The organism is Streptomyces yangpuensis (assembly GCF_001005295.1).
GTDB lineage: Bacteria > Actinomycetota > Actinomycetes > Streptomycetales > Streptomycetaceae > Streptomyces > Streptomyces yangpuensis.
Map to the genome: position 1 here is coordinate 110,346 of NZ_LBMK01000002.1, position 16,319 is coordinate 126,664.

The following is a 16,319-nucleotide window of genomic DNA, read 5'->3' on the forward strand; positions in this document are numbered from 1 at the left end:
GTCAGTCGGTGCTCCAGGCTCGGATGAGGACGTCGATGGGCTGATCGGGCTCGGAGTCCTCCGCGCCGTCGTGGGCCGCGGAGGCGGACGGGAAGGAAGGGCGCGGTGGCCGTACCTCCGTCTCCGTGGGCAGGTACTCGTTCGCCTTCGTGTACAGGGCGACGAGGTCCTTCTCGATCCGGGCGAGGGCGCGCCCCAGGTACTCGGTGACCAGCCGGGCGGCCGCGTCCGCCGTGTTCTGGCGCAGCTGCACCACCGACCGCGGATGCCGCTCGCGTTCCTCGGACTGCGGGTCGAGCAGCGGCATCCGGTGGTGCCACGGCAGGGCGTGCGGGGACCGGGCCGGGAACCGGGCCTCCTGCTCCTCGGCGCTGGGCCCGGGCGCGGACAGCAGCTCGGTGACCCGCTCCGTCGCCGTGACCGGATCCAGCGCCGTCCACAGGTGGTTCAGCTGATGGTCGGCCTTCTGCGCGCTGCCGCGCAGCCGCGTGAACAACTCGGTGAGCACGGCGTCGGTGGCCTCGTCCTCCATCCAGGCACGCAGCGGCCCGAACTCCTCGCGCCAGTACGCCACCCAGTTCTCGAACCAGGCACGGAGCTGGTCGCGGCCCTCGTCCGTACGGCGCTCGATCAGCGAACGGAACTTGTCCAGGAAGGCCTCGGTGGAGTCCGCCGAGGCGCCGTCGCCGCCGCCACCGGAGCCCGCCGCGGTGCGCGCGGCCGCCGCCGCGCGTCCCGGGCGCAGGCCGATCCGGATGCCCTGGCTGGACGGCGGCTCGCTGCGGGGCACCAGGTGGTGCCGGTCCCGCTCGGCCCGCCCCAGCAGCTCCTGCCACTCCCGCCAGTCGAACACCTCGTCGCGCACCGCCTCCGCGGTCTCGCCGCGCCGCGGCGGCCGGCCGCCCGCCTCCTGCATGTCGGGTCCGCCGTCCGGTCCGCCCGGCAGGCCGTCGGCGCGCAGCGCGTGCAGGGCCGGCAGCATGCGGTCGAGCAGCCTGCGGAACTCCGTCAGCTTCTGCGACAGTTCCCGGTACTCCTCGGTGCGGCCGCCGCCCGCGCGCCGTACGTGGCCGCGCAGCACGGCGAGTTCGCGGGTGAGCTTGTGGTGGGAGCTCTGCGCCCGCTCCAGCTTCTGGGCGACCCCGTGGCGTCGTACGTGCTGCACGATCAGGGTGCGCAGTCGCGTGATGCCGCCGTCGTCGTCGTACGCGCGCAGCCGAGGCGTCCACGCGTTGCCCGGGTCGGCCGCCGCCAGCCGGGCCGCGATCGGCTCCCACCGCCGGGTCCCCGGCGGATCCAGGTCGTTCAGCGCCGCCCGGATCCGGTCGTGGGTCTCGGGGGAGGTCCGGGTGTAGGACAGCTTGTGCGTGCGGATGGCGTTGACCGAGGACACCGCGACGATGCCGTCCTCGCGCTGCGCCACGAACTTGTTGCCGTAGACGTGGATCCCGTTGACCTCGGCGGCGTGGGGCAGCAGTTTCTCCAGCGGCAGCGGCCCTTCCGGGTACTGGCTGAGGGCCGGGGGCTTGGCCAGGTCGAAGGCGTTGGCGGCGACCAGCGCGGCGCTGGCCAGCGCCTGCGGCTGCCGCCCGTCCTCGGTGAGCATGTCCCAGAACGCCGAGGCGCCCTTGGACTCCGCCCGCGAGGCGCTGAGCACCAGCAGGATCGTGTGGACGTTCACGAGCTCGCGGCGGCTGAGGAAGGTGTCCCGCCCGTAGGACCCCGCCGCCCCGATGCCGGGGAAGTCCAGCAGCCGGACGGTGTGCTCCTCGGCGGTCAGCCCGCCGATGTCCCAGTGGTCCGGGGACAGCGTGACCGCTTGCGTCACCCGCTCGATCAGCGGGAAGGCCCGCCGCAGCGCGTCCGGCGCGGTCTTCTCCTGCTTCAGCTGTGCCATGTCGAAGGGCTGTACGTTGCGCTTGGGAGCCGTCGGCGGGGTGCGCCGGGCCGCCTCCAGCACGAGGGCCGCGCGGATCGACTCCGTCGCCACGCCGATGGGCTTGCCCAGCAGGTCCTGCTGGCCGAGCGCGGCGTCCCGGATCCGGCACAGCTCGGTGACGGCATCGCGGTGTGCCGCCGAGATCGTCTCGAAGGCGACCGGACCGGTGCCCGACGGCCACAGCCGCGGGTACCAGGCCTCGAAGGGCGCCCAGCCGCGCGGGTCGGTGACCGGGTTGTAGCCGCCGAGCATCTCGCGCGCGCCGAGCTGCGGGTGCTTGGCGTCCACGGTGGCGACGAGCTCGCCGAGGATGGCGCCCACGCAGGCGGCGAGCCGGTCCTCGTCGAGGAAGGTGATGTCGGTGGTCGAGGAGACGGTCGTCCGACTGCCCGGTGCGCCGCGCGTCAGCTCCAGCACCGTGATGTTGCCCGTGCTGGGGGCGGCCTCGACCGGCAGCAGGTCGGGGCGGCCGAGCAGGGTGCCGAGGAGGAGGGACTTGCCGACCGAGTACTCCCCGACCACACCGATGGTGACCGGCGCGTCGAGCCGGGAGGCGAGTTCGCCGGCCAGGGCCTGGACGCGGTCCCGTGACGCGTGCGCCTCGGGTGTGTCGGGGACGTCCTGCTCGCTGAGCATCGTCAGGGTCTGCTGGGCGAAGAGCCGGAGGTCGGCGAGGCTCAGGTTGTTCGTCGTGGAGGTCACAGCGATCCACACTCCGTCGAGGCTGTCGGGCCGCCCAACTGTCGGCCGCTGAAGGGGCGTCCGGTCAGGGCAGCAGGAAGAAGAGCTCGATCCGCGCGGTGCCGGAGGCGATGCCCGCACCGCTGTCGTGGTAGCCGCGGATGATCTTCTCCGAGTACGGGGGGAAGAACCGCGGGGCGGCCTGGGGAAGTTGTCGTGCCACCGCGGTGGCGTACGCGTCGCTGCGCCCGTTGTCGACGGAGCCGCCGGAGCGGACGGTGCCGAACACCATCACGAAGGCCGCGGTGCGGCCCGCGTAGCGCTTGATCTCCTCGTTGACCTGCCGGGCGAGCTCGGCGGTCTCGGAGGGGCTGCCCGCGATCAGGGCGTCGGGGTCGAGGCGGATGCCGACCGAGACGGTGACCGGGTCGAGCCCGCCGGGCCGGGAGGTGTCCGAGGGGGTGGGGGAGGGGCTCCGCGACGGATCGGCCGTGGCCGTGGGTGTCGGCGTCGGGTGCGGGTCCGGGGCGGCCACCGGCATCTCGCTGCCGAGCACCACGAGCACGATCACCAGCAGCAGGTCCGCGAACAGCCACCCGGCGAGGTAGGTGCCGGCCGGGCGTCCGGAGTCCCGGCTCACCGCACCTCCTCCCGGTCGCCCCCGGTACCCGCGTCGCCGTGCGCGCCGCGGCCGGCGGCCGGGGGGCCGGCAGGGCCCCGGCCGGGGGCGGGCGGGTCGCTGTGGTCCTGGCGGCTGGGGTGCTGGTCGGGGGCCGACGGGTCGCCGCGGTGCCGGCGGTGGGCCGCGGCGCCGGGTGCGTCCGGTGCGGCGCCCGTGGGGGTCTGCAGGTTCCGGCCGGGGGCGTCCGCAGCGTCTCGCGGGCCGCCGTCCCCGCCGTCCCCGGTGCCCTCCGCGGGCCGGGCGGCCCGGTGCCGCGCGCCGTCGGCCACCGCGGGGCCCGACTCCCGCAGCGCCTTGGTCAGTGCGCGCACCGTGTCGTGGAACTCCGCGACCGCAGCGCCCAGTTGGGTCTCGTAGAGGGCGCGCCCGGCCCGCAGGTCCTGCTCCGTGCTCTGCCGGTCCGCCACTGCCTCCCGCAACTCCTCGATCCGGTCGCCCAGTTCCGCTGACACGGCACGGACCTCCTGCCGCAGGGAGGCGGAGAGGGCGGCGACCGCGAGCTCGTAGGCCATGCCGATCCGCTCGGCCCCCTCGGACGCGGAGGACTCCAGCGAGGAGGGGAGCGTGGTCAGCGAACGGTCCAGGCCGTTCACGGCCGAGCCCAGGAGCTGCGTCGACTCGGCGAAGGACCCGCGGGCCGCCGTCAGCGCGTCGCGGACCTCCCGGCCCACCCGGTCCATCGACTCCGCCGCGTGCCCGGCCGCGGCGGATCCGCGTTCGTCGGCCGCCGCCGCGACCGTGTCGAACCGGGACGCGACGGACTCACCGGCCGCGCCGATGAGCCGCGCCGCGTCCCGCCCGGCGGTCACGAAGGACTCCGTGACCGACGTACGCAGGGTGGTGACGGCCGAGTCGACGCTCTCCGCCAGCAGCCGGCTCCCGGCCGCCACCTGCTCCGCCGCCGCCGAGGCGGTCTGCGCCGACGCGCGCATCTGCTGCGTGCCCGAGCGCAGCGCGTCCGCCGCGGAGGCGAGCGCGGCCGTGGCGGCGACGCTGCGACCGGCCGCGCCGTCCGCCTGGACGATCAGGTCCCGGGCGCACTGCTGGACGGTGGCGGCCTGGCCCAGCAGGGCGCGCAGCCGCTCGGCCGCGCCCTGGAGCTCGGCCGTGAACCGTCCGGGAGAGGCCGCGGCGGCGCCGGCCGCCAGTGCCTGGGTCTGCACGAGCGCCCCGGACAGCCGCTGGGACAGCAGTCGGCGTTCGCTCTCGTCCCGCTCCTCCCAGCGGTGCCGCATCAGGGTGGCCGTGGCCAGCGCGGACAGGGCCAGGACCGTCCACAGCGCCATCATGTCGAAGCGCAGCACCGGCCACAGCCGTCCGTCGAAGCCCTGCTGCCACAGCGTCAGGAACGACCCCTGGGCCGTGCTGCCCGAATCCCGCATCCGCTGGTACGCCCAGGCGGCGGCACCCAGCCCGAACCAGGTGATCAGCAGCGGTACGAAGACCAGGACGGTGGGCAGGGCGCCCAGCCTGCGGCCCCGTGCGGCGTCCTCGTCCGGCCCCGGCGCCAGGGCGTCGGGCCCGCCGTACGCCGCGACCAGGCCGCCGCCCGCCCAGACCTCCAGGCCGGAGCCGCGCGCCACTGAGTCCGCCAGCTCCCGCAGCGCGGCCCCGTGGGAGCCGGCCCGCGGGTGGGCGGCCAGTTCCCGCAGCTCCGCGGCGAGTGCCTGTGGATTGCGGTGGGTCGGGCCCGGCACGACGGACGGTCGCGCCGGTTCCTGCTGCTCCCGGGAGCGCCAGGGAGCGCGTCCGAATCTGCGTTGTGTCACCACACCAACTCCCCAAGCGCGTTGGCCGTCGTGCCCACTGTCGCCGGAGGAGCCTCATGAGAATTGGTCAGGTGACGCCTTTTCGGACACGGCCCGGACCGGTACGGACGGGTACGCGGTACGGACGGGTACGCGGTACGGACGGGTACGCGCCGGTGCCGGCCGGTGCGGCGGATTCAGCCCGTCTCGGACAGCGGGCCGTCCTCGTCCGGCGGCGCCGCCGGAGCGGGCGCCGGGCCGTGTGCGGCAAGGGGCGCGCTGTAGGGGCCGGTGACCGGTTCGGCACGGGGCGGACGCGGCCGCAACGGCGGCTGCTTGGGCCGGGGCGGCCGCGGGCCGCGCGGGGTGGGGATCCCCGGGAGCAGGTTCTCGTCGGAGGCCGGCCAGCCGCTCTGCCCGGCGATGGCCCGCAGGATGCCGGGGTCGCGGACGATCACGCCCCGGTACTTGGTGGCCACGGCGCCGGCGGCGCGCAGGCTGCGCAGTGCGCGCTGCACGCTGGCGTCGGAGATCCCGGCGAGGGCGGCGAGGTCCGCGTGGCTCAGCGGTACGTCGATCCGCAGCCCCTCGGGGACCGAGCGCGCATAGCTGCGGACCAGGTTGTCGAGGGTACGGGCGAGACGGACCGTCGCCGTACCGCTGCTGGAGTTGATGCGGTGACGCGTGGCACCCCGCAGCTTGCCCGCCACCGACCGCTGTACGACCTCCGCCGCGGTCGGGCTCTCGCGTAAGAAGGAGCGGAAGGCGGCGGAGGTCAGGACCCGGGTGGCGGTGGGCCGGACGGCGACCACGGTGGCCGACCGCGGCTGGCCGTCCAGCGCGGAGATCTCACCGACGATCTCGCCGTGCACCCGCAGGGCCAGCAGCACGGTGGCGCCGTCCTCGGCGCCGCCGAAGACCTTCACGCAGCCCGCGGTGATCAGCAGGGCCGTGGTCTCGGGGCCTCCTTCCCGTATGAGGGTCTCCCCGACGCCGTACGTGACGACCCTGCCCAGGCCGATCAGCGTCTCCCGGTCGTCGGCCGCCAGATTGGCCATGAGTGTGCCCTGGGGCCAACGACTCACCGCGGTCGTGTGGTTCCTGGAGCTGGATGGTGTGTGCATGCGCATGGGAGCCCCCTCGGCTTTCACGCCCGCTCGTGCACGGGGCGGTGCCAGTGCGAGGAACCTAGCGCACACAGAAGTTGTCCGGGGATCAGATGGACAGACCGGAGAAGGCAATGCAGCGAGCCGGTGGAGCGAGACATTCCCCATCCGCACCACGGACCGCTGCCCGCCCCAACTCGCCTACTCACCAGTCACTTTTCCTGGCCCGGCGGCTTCCGGACCGCCCGGCCCGGAGGATTCCCGGCGGGTGCCCGCATTACCTCACCTGACCGGATCTCGACGCCGCTGCCGGAGCACGATGGGGCTCCCGGTGCGGGGTGTGCCGGGCCAGGGAGCGGGACGACGTCACCCAGGGGGAGCTGTGGCCAACGGCAGGGGCACCGCCCACGCGGGGCGAGGGGAGCGTGAGTGGTCGCTCGCCGTCGACTTCGGCACCTGTTTCACCACGGCGGCCACGTTCGGGGACGAGGCCGCCGGCGGGGGCGTCGCTCCCCGCTCCCTGGAAATCGAGAACAGCCGCTGCCTGCCGGCCCTGGTCTGCCTCGACGACAGCGGCGTCCTCCTCACCGGCCGGGCCGCCCAGCAGCGCGCCGCGCACCATCCCGAACAGGCCGAACGTGCCCCCAAGCGGGCCCTGGCCCGGCAGTCGGCGGTGCTGCTCGGCGGCCGGTCCGTGCCGGCCGCGGAACTGGCCGCCGCGGTCCTGCGCCGCGTGTACGCCGAGGCCCGCGCCACCCACGACGGCCGCGCGCCCGTCCGTACCGTCCTCACCCACCCCGCCCGCTGGGGCACCGCCGAACTCGGCAGGCTCGCCGACGCCGCCGACCGGGCGGGCATCACCGACCCAGGCTTCCTGCCCGAACCGGTGGCGGCCGCCCTGCACCACGGCCAGGTCCACGCCGTGCCCGAGGGGGGCGCCGTCGCCGTCTACGACCTCGGCGGCGGCACCTTCGACACCGCGGTGCTGCGCCGTACCGCCCACGGTTTCGACACCGTCGCCATCGGCGGCGACCCCTACCTCGGCGGCGAGGACCTCGACGAGTGCCTGCGCGACCTGCTCGGCGAACGGGCCGCGGACCGCGACCCCAGCCCCTGGCACGACCTCTGGGAGGACCCCGGGCCGCCCGCGGCGGCCCAGCGGGCCGCGCTCGGGCGGGAGCTGACGGTGGCGCGCGAAGCGCTCTCGCAGACCGGCTCGGTGGACATCGCCGTACCCGGCTACCCGCGGCCCTTCCTGATCCGCGCCCACGAGTACCGTGCCGCCGCGGAACCCCTCCTCGCCCGCAGCTACGAGCTGCTGGCGGCCACCGTCGCCGACGCCGGGCTCGGCGACGGGGACATCCACGAGATCGTCCTGACCGGCGGCGCCAGCCGCACCCCCCGGGTGTCCGACCTGATCGCCGAGCGGACCGGCCGGCTGCCGCTGCTGACCGCCGACCCCAAGTCGGCGGTCGTCCTCGGCGCCCTGGCGGTCCTGCCGCCGGCACCGCAGCCCTCCGCACCGCAGCCCTCGACGGCGCGGGCCGCGGGGCCGGCGTTCGCGTCCGGCGGCGCGGCCCCGGGCGGGCGCGTCCGGCGCTATCTGAACCCGGACGGCGACCTGGGCTTCGGCTTCACCCCGCCCCCGCATTCCTGACATCCGAAACATCCGCCGACATCACTTCTCCCCACGACCCACGACCCACGACCCACGACCGCACGATCCACGACGCCGAGGAGCCCGATGGACATCGTCATGCTGGGCCACAGCGCGGCAGGCAAGACCACCTACGTCTCCCTCATGTACGCCGCGATGCGCGACGGCATCCAGGGCTTCAGCCTGCGCACCGACGACGTGCTCGTCCACGGCGCGCTGACCTCCGCCGCCGAGGCCGTGCTGCGCGGCCGCTACCCCAACATGAGCAGCAGGCGCCAGGTCTTCGACTTCATCCTCCAGTACCAGGGCCGTGATGTCCTGCCCTTCCGCTGGCGCGACTACCGCGGCGGGGCCCTGACGGAACGTCAGGCCGACAGCGAACAGGCCGGCCAGCTCCAGCAGGACCTCGTCCAGGCCCAGGGCATCGTCGTATTCGTCGACGCCCACCGGCTCCTGACCGACGGCGGGTCCCACCGCCACATGCGGCGGATGACCGTCCTGGTCCAGCGGGCCCTGGAGGCCCGGGGCGACCAGCTCACGCCGCTCGTCATCGCGTTCACCAAGAGCGACCTGCTCGACCTGGACCGGTCGGGCCTGCTGGAACGGCTCGTGGAGCCCTTCGACGGCCTCATCGAAGGAGTGGCCAGGACCCAGCACCTGCGCGGCGCGCTGGCGCTGGTGGCCTGCGGCCCCGAACCGGTCAACGTCGCCGTGCCGGTGCTGTGGAGCCTGCACCACGGCATCGTCGGACGGGGCCTGGCCCTGCACACCTCCATCGAGGAGTCCCTCGCGTCCGCCCGGCGCGCCGCCGCCAACGACACCCCCTGGGACCGGATCTCCAGCTGGTGGAAGGAGGAGGACTCCTGGGCCGAGATCAGGGCCCGCCACGAGCGTGCCGCACAGGCCGAGTACCAGCTGCTGGAACCTCTCTTCGAACCGGCCGAACGACTGGAAGGCCTCCTGCAGGACGTCCTGTGGTTCTGATTCCGAGCCGCCCTCCGCACCCGTGCCCGCCCCGCGCCACCGAAACGGGAGAACTCCGCCCATGAGCGACCACCGGATCACCATGACGATGCTGGGCGCCACCGGCTCCGGCAAGACCACGTACCTGCTCGGCATGTACGCCACCCTGTCGATGGGCCTGCGCGGCTACTTCATGTACGCCACCGACCCGGACACCGACCTCGACCTCGCCGAGGCCTGGGAGAACCTGTGCGCGGACGGCAGTCTGCCCGCGCCGAACAACGAGGAGCCGATCGGCTACGAGTTCGTCCTCCGGCACGGCGTGACCTCGCTGGTCGACTTCGACTGCCAGGACTTCCGCGGCGGGGCGGCCACCGAACGCGGCGGAGACGGCGCCCCCGCCGACATCCCCGCCCTGACCGAGCGACTGGACCGCTCCGACAGCATCTTCCTCGTCCTGGACGGGCAGCACGTGGGCCGCTGGGTCGCCGACGACACCCCGGCCCACCTCAACCCCGCCGCCGACCCCATGCGGATCGCCCGCTTCTCCCGGGCCATCTCCAACCTCTGCGACCGGCGCAGGCAGCGGGGCGAGCCCTCGCCCTCGATCGTCGTGCTCGTCACCAAGGCCGACCTGATCGGGAAGATCTCCGGACTGCCCACCCCCGAGGCGCTGGAGAAAACCGCGCGCAACCTGTCGAAGTTGGTCAAGGTCATCGACTCCGAAGGCGTCACGGCGATGCTCTGCCCGGTGCAGCTCGGCAGCTTCGGCGACCCCGCGTCCGTCACGGTCGACCCCGCTCTCGTCGACCCGCAGAACCTGCACCATCCCATGATCTTCGCCCTGTTGCACTACCTCGACGAGGGCATCGTCCGCCACGGCGAGGAGCTTGTGCGTGCCGTCGAGCGGCAGCTCGACGAACAGGCGCAGGAGCTGGACGGGTTGCGCAGCGGCGGCGTGATCAAGAACTTCCTCAAGAGGAACGAGATCAGCCGGAGGGACGCCGAGATCGCCGCGGTCCGGGAACAGCACGGCGAGGCGCAGGCACGGGTCAACGCAGCCCGCGTCCGGGCCGAGCAACTGGTGGAGGAGTTGCGGAACATGCCCATCTACCGTTCCGGCAAGCTCCAGATCGGCGGCTGACGGCGATGTCCGGGGAGCACACGCGAGGACACGGCGGCTGGTCGGCCGTCGTCTACGGCCGGACGTACCGGATCGACCGCTGGTGGCGGGCGCTTCCCGAAGGGGAGACGTCAGGGGGAACGCTCGGACGCACGGTCCTCGCGGTGGTCGCCGGCGGCGCACGGCTCGACGCCGGGCCGCGTTTCGTCCTGTACCGGGGTGGGCGCGGGGTCCTGGTCGGCGCCGCCTGCCGGATGCCGCTGCTGGGGCCGGCGATGGCGTACGACGAGCACGGCAGGCCGCTGTACGGGTTCGTCGGCTGGCACCACCCGGACCCGTCGGCCGCGCACGACCTGCCCGGCCTCGACGAACTGGAGGCGTCCTTCCCGCAATGGGCAGGCGACACCTACCGGGCCTGGGCCGCCCCGGTCTGGGAGGCCGCCCGGGAACCGGACGCGGTGACACTTGCGAGCACCGCGGAACCGGCCCCCTGGCCGGACCGCGGACGGCCGGCCGACCCCGCGGCGGCGGCGCGCTGGCCGGCGGCCCACGCCGCGGACGTCCACCTGCTGCCGGCGGCGCAGGCCCCCGGCCTGTGGGACGCCGCGCTCGCCGCCGGACCGACGGCGGACTGCGTCCTGACCACGGGCTGGCAGCAGTCGCGCGACGCCCGCGAGCCGGGACTCACGCACGCCTGCTGCGCGGACGTCACCGAGTACCGCCGGGCGCCGCGCCCGGCCCCGCAGGCCCCGGCCCGCGCCCCCGAGCCGGCCCCGAAGCCGGCGGGGGAGCGGGCGGGGGAGCGGGTGCAGAAGCCGGCGCGCCACTCCCGGGAGAAGGAGGGGAAGGGCTTCCTGGGGTGGATGGCCGAAGCCCTGCGCCACGTGATCGACGGGGACCGCTCCGACACCGCGCCACCGGCCGGGCGCCCCCGGCCCGCGAAGCGGGGCGGCACCCCGCACCGCCCCGCGCACCTGACGGGCGGCGCGGCGTACGAGCCGGAGCCGCCCGCCCGGAGCCTCCTCGGCCGCCCCCGCGAGGTCGACGCCGAAGAGGCCTCGTTCGACGGCTATTTCGGCGCCTTCGGCACCCCGGGCACGACCTCGTCGACCGAGCCCGCAAACCCCGCCGCCTCTGGCGGCGCCGCCCGCCCGGGCACGGCCGCCGAGGGCCGAGGCGTCACGTCTGAGCCTGGCGGGCCGTCAGCTGCTGGCTCGGGTGGCTTCGCCCGGCCGGGTACCGCCTCGTCGGCCGAGGACGGGAGGCCCGCCGAGCCCCGACCGGCCTCCGCCCCCGGCGGGTTCGTTCGGCCCGGTACCGCCGCCGAGGGTGGCGGCGCTGCAGCCGTGCCCGGTGCGGGCCGTGACGGCGCGGGCTCGGGCCGCGACCAGGGCGACGTCGAGGACGAGGGGGCGGGTTCCGGCAGCGCCCGGGCACCCGGGCCCGGGGCCTGGGGGGCGCTCACCCCCGACGCCGATGGGCCGGCCGGCCCCGGCCACCCGCACCGCAGCGACCCAGGAGGCACCGCATGACCGACATCCGCCACACCCACCCCCGCGCCGCGGAGGTACTGCGCCTCGTCGCCGACGCCGCCGTGCTCCTCGACCGCGCCGCCCGCTCCGAGGGGCCGGACGGCCCGCCCCTCTCCCCGGAGGCGGCCGCCACCGTCCGCGCCGAGGCCGCCCGTATCCGTTCCGGCGCCGCCTCCCTCGTCGTCGTCGGCGAGAAGAAGCGCGGCAAGAGCTCCCTGATCAACGCCCTGGTCGGGCACCGCGGCCTGCTGCCCGTCGAGGTCGACGTCGCCACCGGCGTCCACCTCGTCGTCCGGCACGCGGACCGGCCCACCGCCGTCGCCCACCTGACCAGCGGCTCCGCCCCGGTCACCGTCGACCCGGCCGACATCGCCGAGTACGCCGCCGTCGACCCCGTCACGCAGACCGCCCGCCGCGACGACGTGCACCACGTCGAGGTGGGCGTCCCCGCCCCCCTGCTCGCCTCCGGGCTGACCCTCGTGGACACCCCCGGCGTCGGCGGGCTCGTCGCCGGCCACGCCCGGATCACCATGGCCACCCTCTCCCAGGCCGACGCCCTCGTCTTCGTCGTCAACGGGTCCAGCGAACTGACCGCCTCCGAACTGCGCTTCCTGGAGCAGGCCACCGAACGCATCGCCGAGGTGGTCTTCGTCCTGACCCAGACCGACAAGTACCGTGAGTGGCCCGCCGTACTGGAGCGCAACCGCGCCCTGCTCGCCGAGCACGCCCCCCGCTACGCCGCCGCTCCCTGGTTCCCCGTCAGCAGCCGCGCCAAGGACGACGCGGACGCGGCGGCCGCCGCCGGCGACCGGGAGACCGCCGTGCGCCGCCTGGAGGCCAGCGGCTTCGGTCCGCTGACCGAGGCGCTGTCCGGCCGGATCGCCGAGGAGGCCGCCGCGCTGCGCCTCGCCAACGCCCTGCACGTCACCCTGTCCGTACTCGCCCCGCTCGCCGCCGTACAGGAACGCCGGCTGCGCTCCCTCGCCCAGGACCCCACCCTGCAGGACGAGGTACGCGGCCACCGGGACGCCCTGCGCGCCCTCCAGCGCTCCGACGCCACCTGGCGCGGCAACCTCCGCCAGGCCTCGCGCGAGCTGGAACGCAGGCTCCGCGTCGGCTTCCAGCGCAACGTCAACGACCTGCGCCAGCTCGCCGAGGAGAAGATCGCCGCGTCCTCCGGCCCCGACCTCGCCACCGAACTGCCCCGGGACCTGGAGGCCGGTGTCGAGGCCGTCTGGCTGGACCTGGACAACGCCACCCGGGAAGGGGTGGCCCGGCTCGTCGCCCTCATGGAGCACCAGTGCCGGCTGGACGCCGGTCCCGCCGTCGCCGAACTCGCCCTCGCCCGCCCCGAACGGCTGGACGCGCTTCCCACCCTGGTGAGCACCGGCCACGACAACCGCGGCGCCCTCGCCCTCGTCGAGCGGGTCATGCCGGCCTGGGGCGCGGGCGGTCTCGCGGCCACCGTGACGGCGCTGGCCACCGGCGGGGTCCTGCTGCCGCTCGCCGCCGGATTCGGCATGATCGCGCTGCTGTCCAACCGCCGCAAGCGCCGTACCGACCTCGGCCGGGTACGCGGCGACGCCATGCGGTACGCGCACCGCCTGGTCGCCGAACTCACCACCGAGATCCCCCCGGAGATCACCCGCACCGTCGACGACGTCAGCGAACGCATCGCCGCCCGCATCACCGACCAGGTCTCCGCCCAGCGCGCGCTCCTGGAGGGTGAACTGGAGGAACTCCAGCGCAATCTCGCGGCCGGCCGGGAACAGCTCGCCAAGGATCGTGAGACCGCCCGGCGCCGCTCGGCGGTCCTGGGCGAGCTGATCGCAAGGGGCCGTGATCTCGCCTCCGCCATCGGTCACCCGGCGGCGGCCGCGGCCGCCGCAGCGGCCGTACCGGGGCCGAAGCCCGAGGCCGAGCCCGAGCCGGAACCGGAGCCCGTATGATCGTCGGCCCCACCAGCCCCACCAGCCCCACCAGCCCCACCAGCCCCACCAGCCCCACCAGCCCCACCAGCCCCGTCGGTCCCACTGGCCCCACCGGTTCCGCCTCCGCGGCGGAACCGGTGGGTGAGCTGTGCGGGCGCGCCGACGCCCTGTGCCGCGCCGCCGTCCCGCACCTGCCGCCCGGCGGGCCCGTCGCCTCCGCACTGGCCGCCGTACGGCAGCGCCTCGCCGAGCCCGGCCTGCGCATCGCCGTGGGCGGCCGGATGAACGCGGGGAAGTCGACGCTCGTCAACGCCCTGCTCGGCCGCCGGCTGGCCGCCACCGGAGCCACCGAATGCACCACGCTGGTCGCCTGGTTCCGCGGCGGCGTGCAGAACCGCCTGGAGGTGCGCCGCACCGACGGCCGTCGCTACCACGTGCCCGGCCGTCCCGGCGGCGGTGTCCCCCGTGACACGACCCTGCTCGGTTCGACGCGCGAGGAGATCGAGGAGATCGTCGTCGAGACCGCGGGCGGCCAGGACCCACGCCGCCCGTGGACGCTGGTGGACACCCCCGGCATGGACACCCTCAGCGGACTCGACGGCGTCGCGCTGCGCGCCCTCGGCGCCGCCGACGCCCTGCTGTATGTCATGCCGCACCCCGGCGCCGGGGACGCGGAGGCTCTGGAGTCGCTGCGCCGCCAGGCCCACGACCGGATGACCGCCCTGAACGTGGTCGGCGTCCTCAGCCGCATCGACGAACTCGGCGACGGGACCGGCGACCCCTGGCCCCGGGCCCGCCGGGTCGCCGCCACCTACACCACCCGGCTCACCGGCCTGCTGTCCGGTGTCGTGCCCGTGGCGGGACTGCTGGCCCAGACGGCGCTCGGCGAGGAGTTCACCGAGGCCGACGCCGCCCTGCTGCGGCGGCTCGCGACCGCGCCGCGTGACGACCTGGGCCGGGCCCTGTACTCCTCCCAGGAGTTCCTGGACTGGCCGGACGGCCCCCTCGACGCGACCGGCCGGGCCCGGGTGCTGGACCTCCTGGGCTGCTACGGCACCGGCGCCGCCGTGGACGCCGTGCGCACCCTGGCCGACCCCGGCGCCCGGGCACTGCTGACGGCGCTGCGGACGGCCTCGGGCGTCGACGCGCTCCTGGACGAGATCCGGCAGCGCTTCGTCGCTGCCGCCGACCGGCTGCGGGCCGCGGCCGCCCTCGGCCTGATCGACGAGGCCGCGCGCACCGCGCTCGCCGACGACGCCCTGGCCCCGGCGGCCCGCCGCGCCCTCGACGACCTACGGGCGGGCGCCGCGGCACTGCGCCGCCATCCCCTGCTGAGACAGACCGAACTGGCCCCGGCACTCGCCGACTTCGCAGCCGGACGCCTGCGCCTGTCCGAGCCGGACACCGCGTCCCTGCTCCGCCTGGCCACCGGCGCCACGACATCCGCCTGCCTCGGCCTGCCGGAACCGTCCGCCGGTACGACGACATCGGACGTCACCCGTGCGGCCCGTACGGCGGCCGAGGCGGCGGCCCGGTGGCGTCAGCTGGAATCGGAGCCGTCGCGGGTCCTGCGACGCCATGCCCGCACGGCCCGGGAGCTGTGCGAGGAGCTCTACTTCAGGGCCGCCGCCCCCTGATGCCTGCCTGCTGATTCCCTGTGCTCACCACCGGTCCTGGCCGTGGTCGTCGTCCCAGTGCGGCGCGGGGTGCGGGTCGGGCTCGTGGCCGTTCTCGCCGTGCACGTAGTGCGATACCGAGGTGTAGCCGGTCCCGTCGGCCGCCTCGATCACCTCGTGCTCGGTGAGGTACCCGTCGTCCCAGGGCTGTTCGCCCGCGTGGCCGTCGTGGTCCGTGTCCGCGAGCTCCCCACCGGTCCGGTCGACGTGTGCCTCGTGGGTCTCGTGCTGGTCGTGCAGTTCATGCAGGTCGTGGCCGCCGTGGCCGTGCGGGTCCGTGGAGTGGTCCCCGGTATCCGGCTGGTGCTGTGCCCGCACCAGGACGTACGCCCCGGACACGCCGAGGGCGGCGCCGCCCGCGAGTACCCCGCGGCCGCGCCGCGCCGGGCGGCTGCCAAGCGGGGGTACGGTCACCCCGAGGGGAGCCGTACGCCCACGGGGCAGCACGCTGATCCACGCGTCGGACGAGAACCGCTTCTCCGGGATGTCCACCCGCACCGGACGGAACGCGGATCCGGTCAGACCGCCCGCGCCGGTCGCGAAGGTGTCCGAGTACAGGTCGGCCGACACGATCAGCGCCATGTCGCTGTCCGCCGACTCCGCGAGCGCGGTACGCAGTTCCGCGGAGTCCAGCAGCCGCGACGCCAGCTCCACCGACCAGGCGACGAAGCCCAGCGGTGCCCGCTCCACCGATCCCTGGGCGAGTGCGGCCCGCAGCCGGATCTGCTCGTCGTCCGCCGCCCGGGCGTTGAGGACGGGCAGCATGTCCCGCAGCCCCCGCACCAGTCCGGGTACGGCCTTCGCCTCGTCCACCCCGGCGGGCAGCAGGAGCAGCTGACCGTCACCGCGGTCCTGGAGGGCGCACTCCTGCCGGCGTACCCCGCCGCGCTCGCAGGCGTAGTCCAGGGCCTGGGCGACGCCGTCCTGCACCCGCATCTGGGCCCGATGGCTGCGCCCGCTGTACTTCTCCACGTCCACGATCAGGCACAGTCGGCGCTGTCTGCCGCCCTGTGCTCCCGTCCCGAGGCCCGCCATCGGCATCCCCCTGCTTCGAGCGTCCGGCCCGCCCAGGCTAGCGTCCCGCCAGGGGCCCGCGGGGGCCTTTCGCACGGGTCGGCGCCATGGCGGGGAGGGCTCGCCCCTTTCCCCGCCATGGCGCCGGCGGCCCGGCAACGGGCCTGCGCCACAGGTCAGTTCACGCGTTCGATGCGGGCGCGGCGGATGAGGTTCTTGCCGGGTTCGCGGACCTTGTCGAAGGCGGCGTTGTTGAGGAGGACGCAG

General features: G+C 75.1%; 11 protein-coding genes. 6 read left to right on the top strand and 5 right to left on the bottom strand.

What is annotated here, in order from left to right:
* Position 1 precedes the first annotated feature (1 nt).
* The 4 genes from AAT21_RS05880 to AAT21_RS05895 form a co-directional block, all read right to left on the bottom strand.
* Positions 2-2,641 carry a P-loop NTPase family protein gene (locus AAT21_RS05880; RefSeq protein ID WP_046775713.1) on the bottom strand — a complete coding sequence of 880 codons (2,640 nt, stop codon included), beginning with the start codon at positions 2,639-2,641 and terminating at the stop codon, positions 2-4.
* A gap of 64 nt (positions 2,642-2,705) precedes the next feature.
* The gene (locus AAT21_RS34340) at positions 2,706-3,260 is read right to left on the bottom strand and encodes a hypothetical protein (RefSeq protein ID WP_052757660.1); all 555 of its coding nucleotides are present in this window, start codon (positions 3,258-3,260) and stop codon (positions 2,706-2,708) included.
* Positions 3,257-5,071: a hypothetical protein gene (locus AAT21_RS34345; protein WP_157879632.1), complete on the bottom strand. Its 1,815-nt coding sequence runs from the start codon at positions 5,069-5,071 to the stop codon at positions 3,257-3,259. Before AAT21_RS34345 ends, AAT21_RS34340 begins: the two co-directional genes overlap by 4 nt.
* A gap of 176 nt (positions 5,072-5,247) precedes the next feature.
* The gene (locus tag AAT21_RS05895; protein WP_052757662.1) at positions 5,248-6,108 is read right to left on the bottom strand and encodes a Crp/Fnr family transcriptional regulator; all 861 of its coding nucleotides are present in this window, start codon (positions 6,106-6,108) and stop codon (positions 5,248-5,250) included.
* A 430-nt stretch (positions 6,109-6,538) separates the two neighbouring features.
* On the opposite strand from AAT21_RS05895, the gene AAT21_RS05900 reads away from it, so the two are divergent.
* The 6 genes from AAT21_RS05900 (at position 6,539) to AAT21_RS05925 (ending at position 14,999) form a co-directional block, all read left to right on the top strand.
* Complete coding sequence (locus AAT21_RS05900; protein WP_052757663.1) at positions 6,539-7,813, top strand: Hsp70 family protein; 1,275 nt, start codon at positions 6,539-6,541, stop codon at positions 7,811-7,813.
* An 87-nt stretch (positions 7,814-7,900) separates the two neighbouring features.
* The gene (locus AAT21_RS05905) at positions 7,901-8,797 is read left to right on the top strand and encodes a TRAFAC clade GTPase domain-containing protein (RefSeq protein WP_046775714.1); all 897 of its coding nucleotides are present in this window, start codon (positions 7,901-7,903) and stop codon (positions 8,795-8,797) included.
* Between the two features lie 61 nt (positions 8,798-8,858).
* Entirely contained in the window at positions 8,859-9,920 is a 1,062-nt protein-coding gene (locus tag AAT21_RS05910; RefSeq protein ID WP_046775715.1) for a hypothetical protein, read from the top strand.
* A 5-nt stretch (positions 9,921-9,925) separates the two neighbouring features.
* Positions 9,926-11,431, top strand: a complete 1,506-nt coding sequence (locus AAT21_RS05915; protein WP_046775716.1) for a hypothetical protein — start codon at positions 9,926-9,928, stop codon at positions 11,429-11,431.
* Positions 11,428-13,380 carry a dynamin family protein gene (locus AAT21_RS05920; protein WP_046775717.1) on the top strand — a complete coding sequence of 651 codons (1,953 nt, stop codon included), beginning with the start codon at positions 11,428-11,430 and terminating at the stop codon, positions 13,378-13,380. Before AAT21_RS05915 ends, AAT21_RS05920 begins: the two co-directional genes overlap by 4 nt.
* A complete protein-coding gene (locus AAT21_RS05925) occupies positions 13,377-14,999 on the top strand; it encodes a GTPase (protein WP_046775718.1) in 1,623 nt (540 codons plus the stop codon). Before AAT21_RS05920 ends, AAT21_RS05925 begins: the two co-directional genes overlap by 4 nt.
* A gap of 24 nt (positions 15,000-15,023) precedes the next feature.
* Here the strand turns inward: AAT21_RS05925 and AAT21_RS05930 are convergent, their stop codons facing one another.
* Positions 15,024-16,073 carry a hypothetical protein gene (locus AAT21_RS05930; protein WP_157879633.1) on the bottom strand — a complete coding sequence of 350 codons (1,050 nt, stop codon included), beginning with the start codon at positions 16,071-16,073 and terminating at the stop codon, positions 15,024-15,026.
* Positions 16,074-16,319 lie beyond the last annotated feature (246 nt).

Bases quoted from the DNA above. Each gene is read 5' to 3' on its own strand.
- AAT21_RS05895 (WP_052757662.1), bottom strand. From the start codon at position 6,108: ATGGCCAATCTGGCGGCCGACGACCGGGAGACGCTGATCGGCCTGGGC.
- AAT21_RS05905 (WP_046775714.1), top strand. From the start codon at position 7,901: ATGGACATCGTCATGCTGGGCCACAGCGCGGCAGGCAAGACCACCTAC.
- AAT21_RS05910 (WP_046775715.1), top strand. From the start codon at position 8,859: ATGAGCGACCACCGGATCACCATGACGATGCTGGGCGCCACCGGCTCC.
- AAT21_RS05915 (WP_046775716.1), top strand. From the start codon at position 9,926: ATGTCCGGGGAGCACACGCGAGGACACGGCGGCTGGTCGGCCGTCGTC.
- AAT21_RS05920 (WP_046775717.1), top strand. From the start codon at position 11,428: ATGACCGACATCCGCCACACCCACCCCCGCGCCGCGGAGGTACTGCGC.
- AAT21_RS05925 (WP_046775718.1), top strand. From the start codon at position 13,377: ATGATCGTCGGCCCCACCAGCCCCACCAGCCCCACCAGCCCCACCAGC.
- AAT21_RS05930 (WP_157879633.1), bottom strand. From the start codon at position 16,073: ATGGCGGGCCTCGGGACGGGAGCACAGGGCGGCAGACAGCGCCGACTG.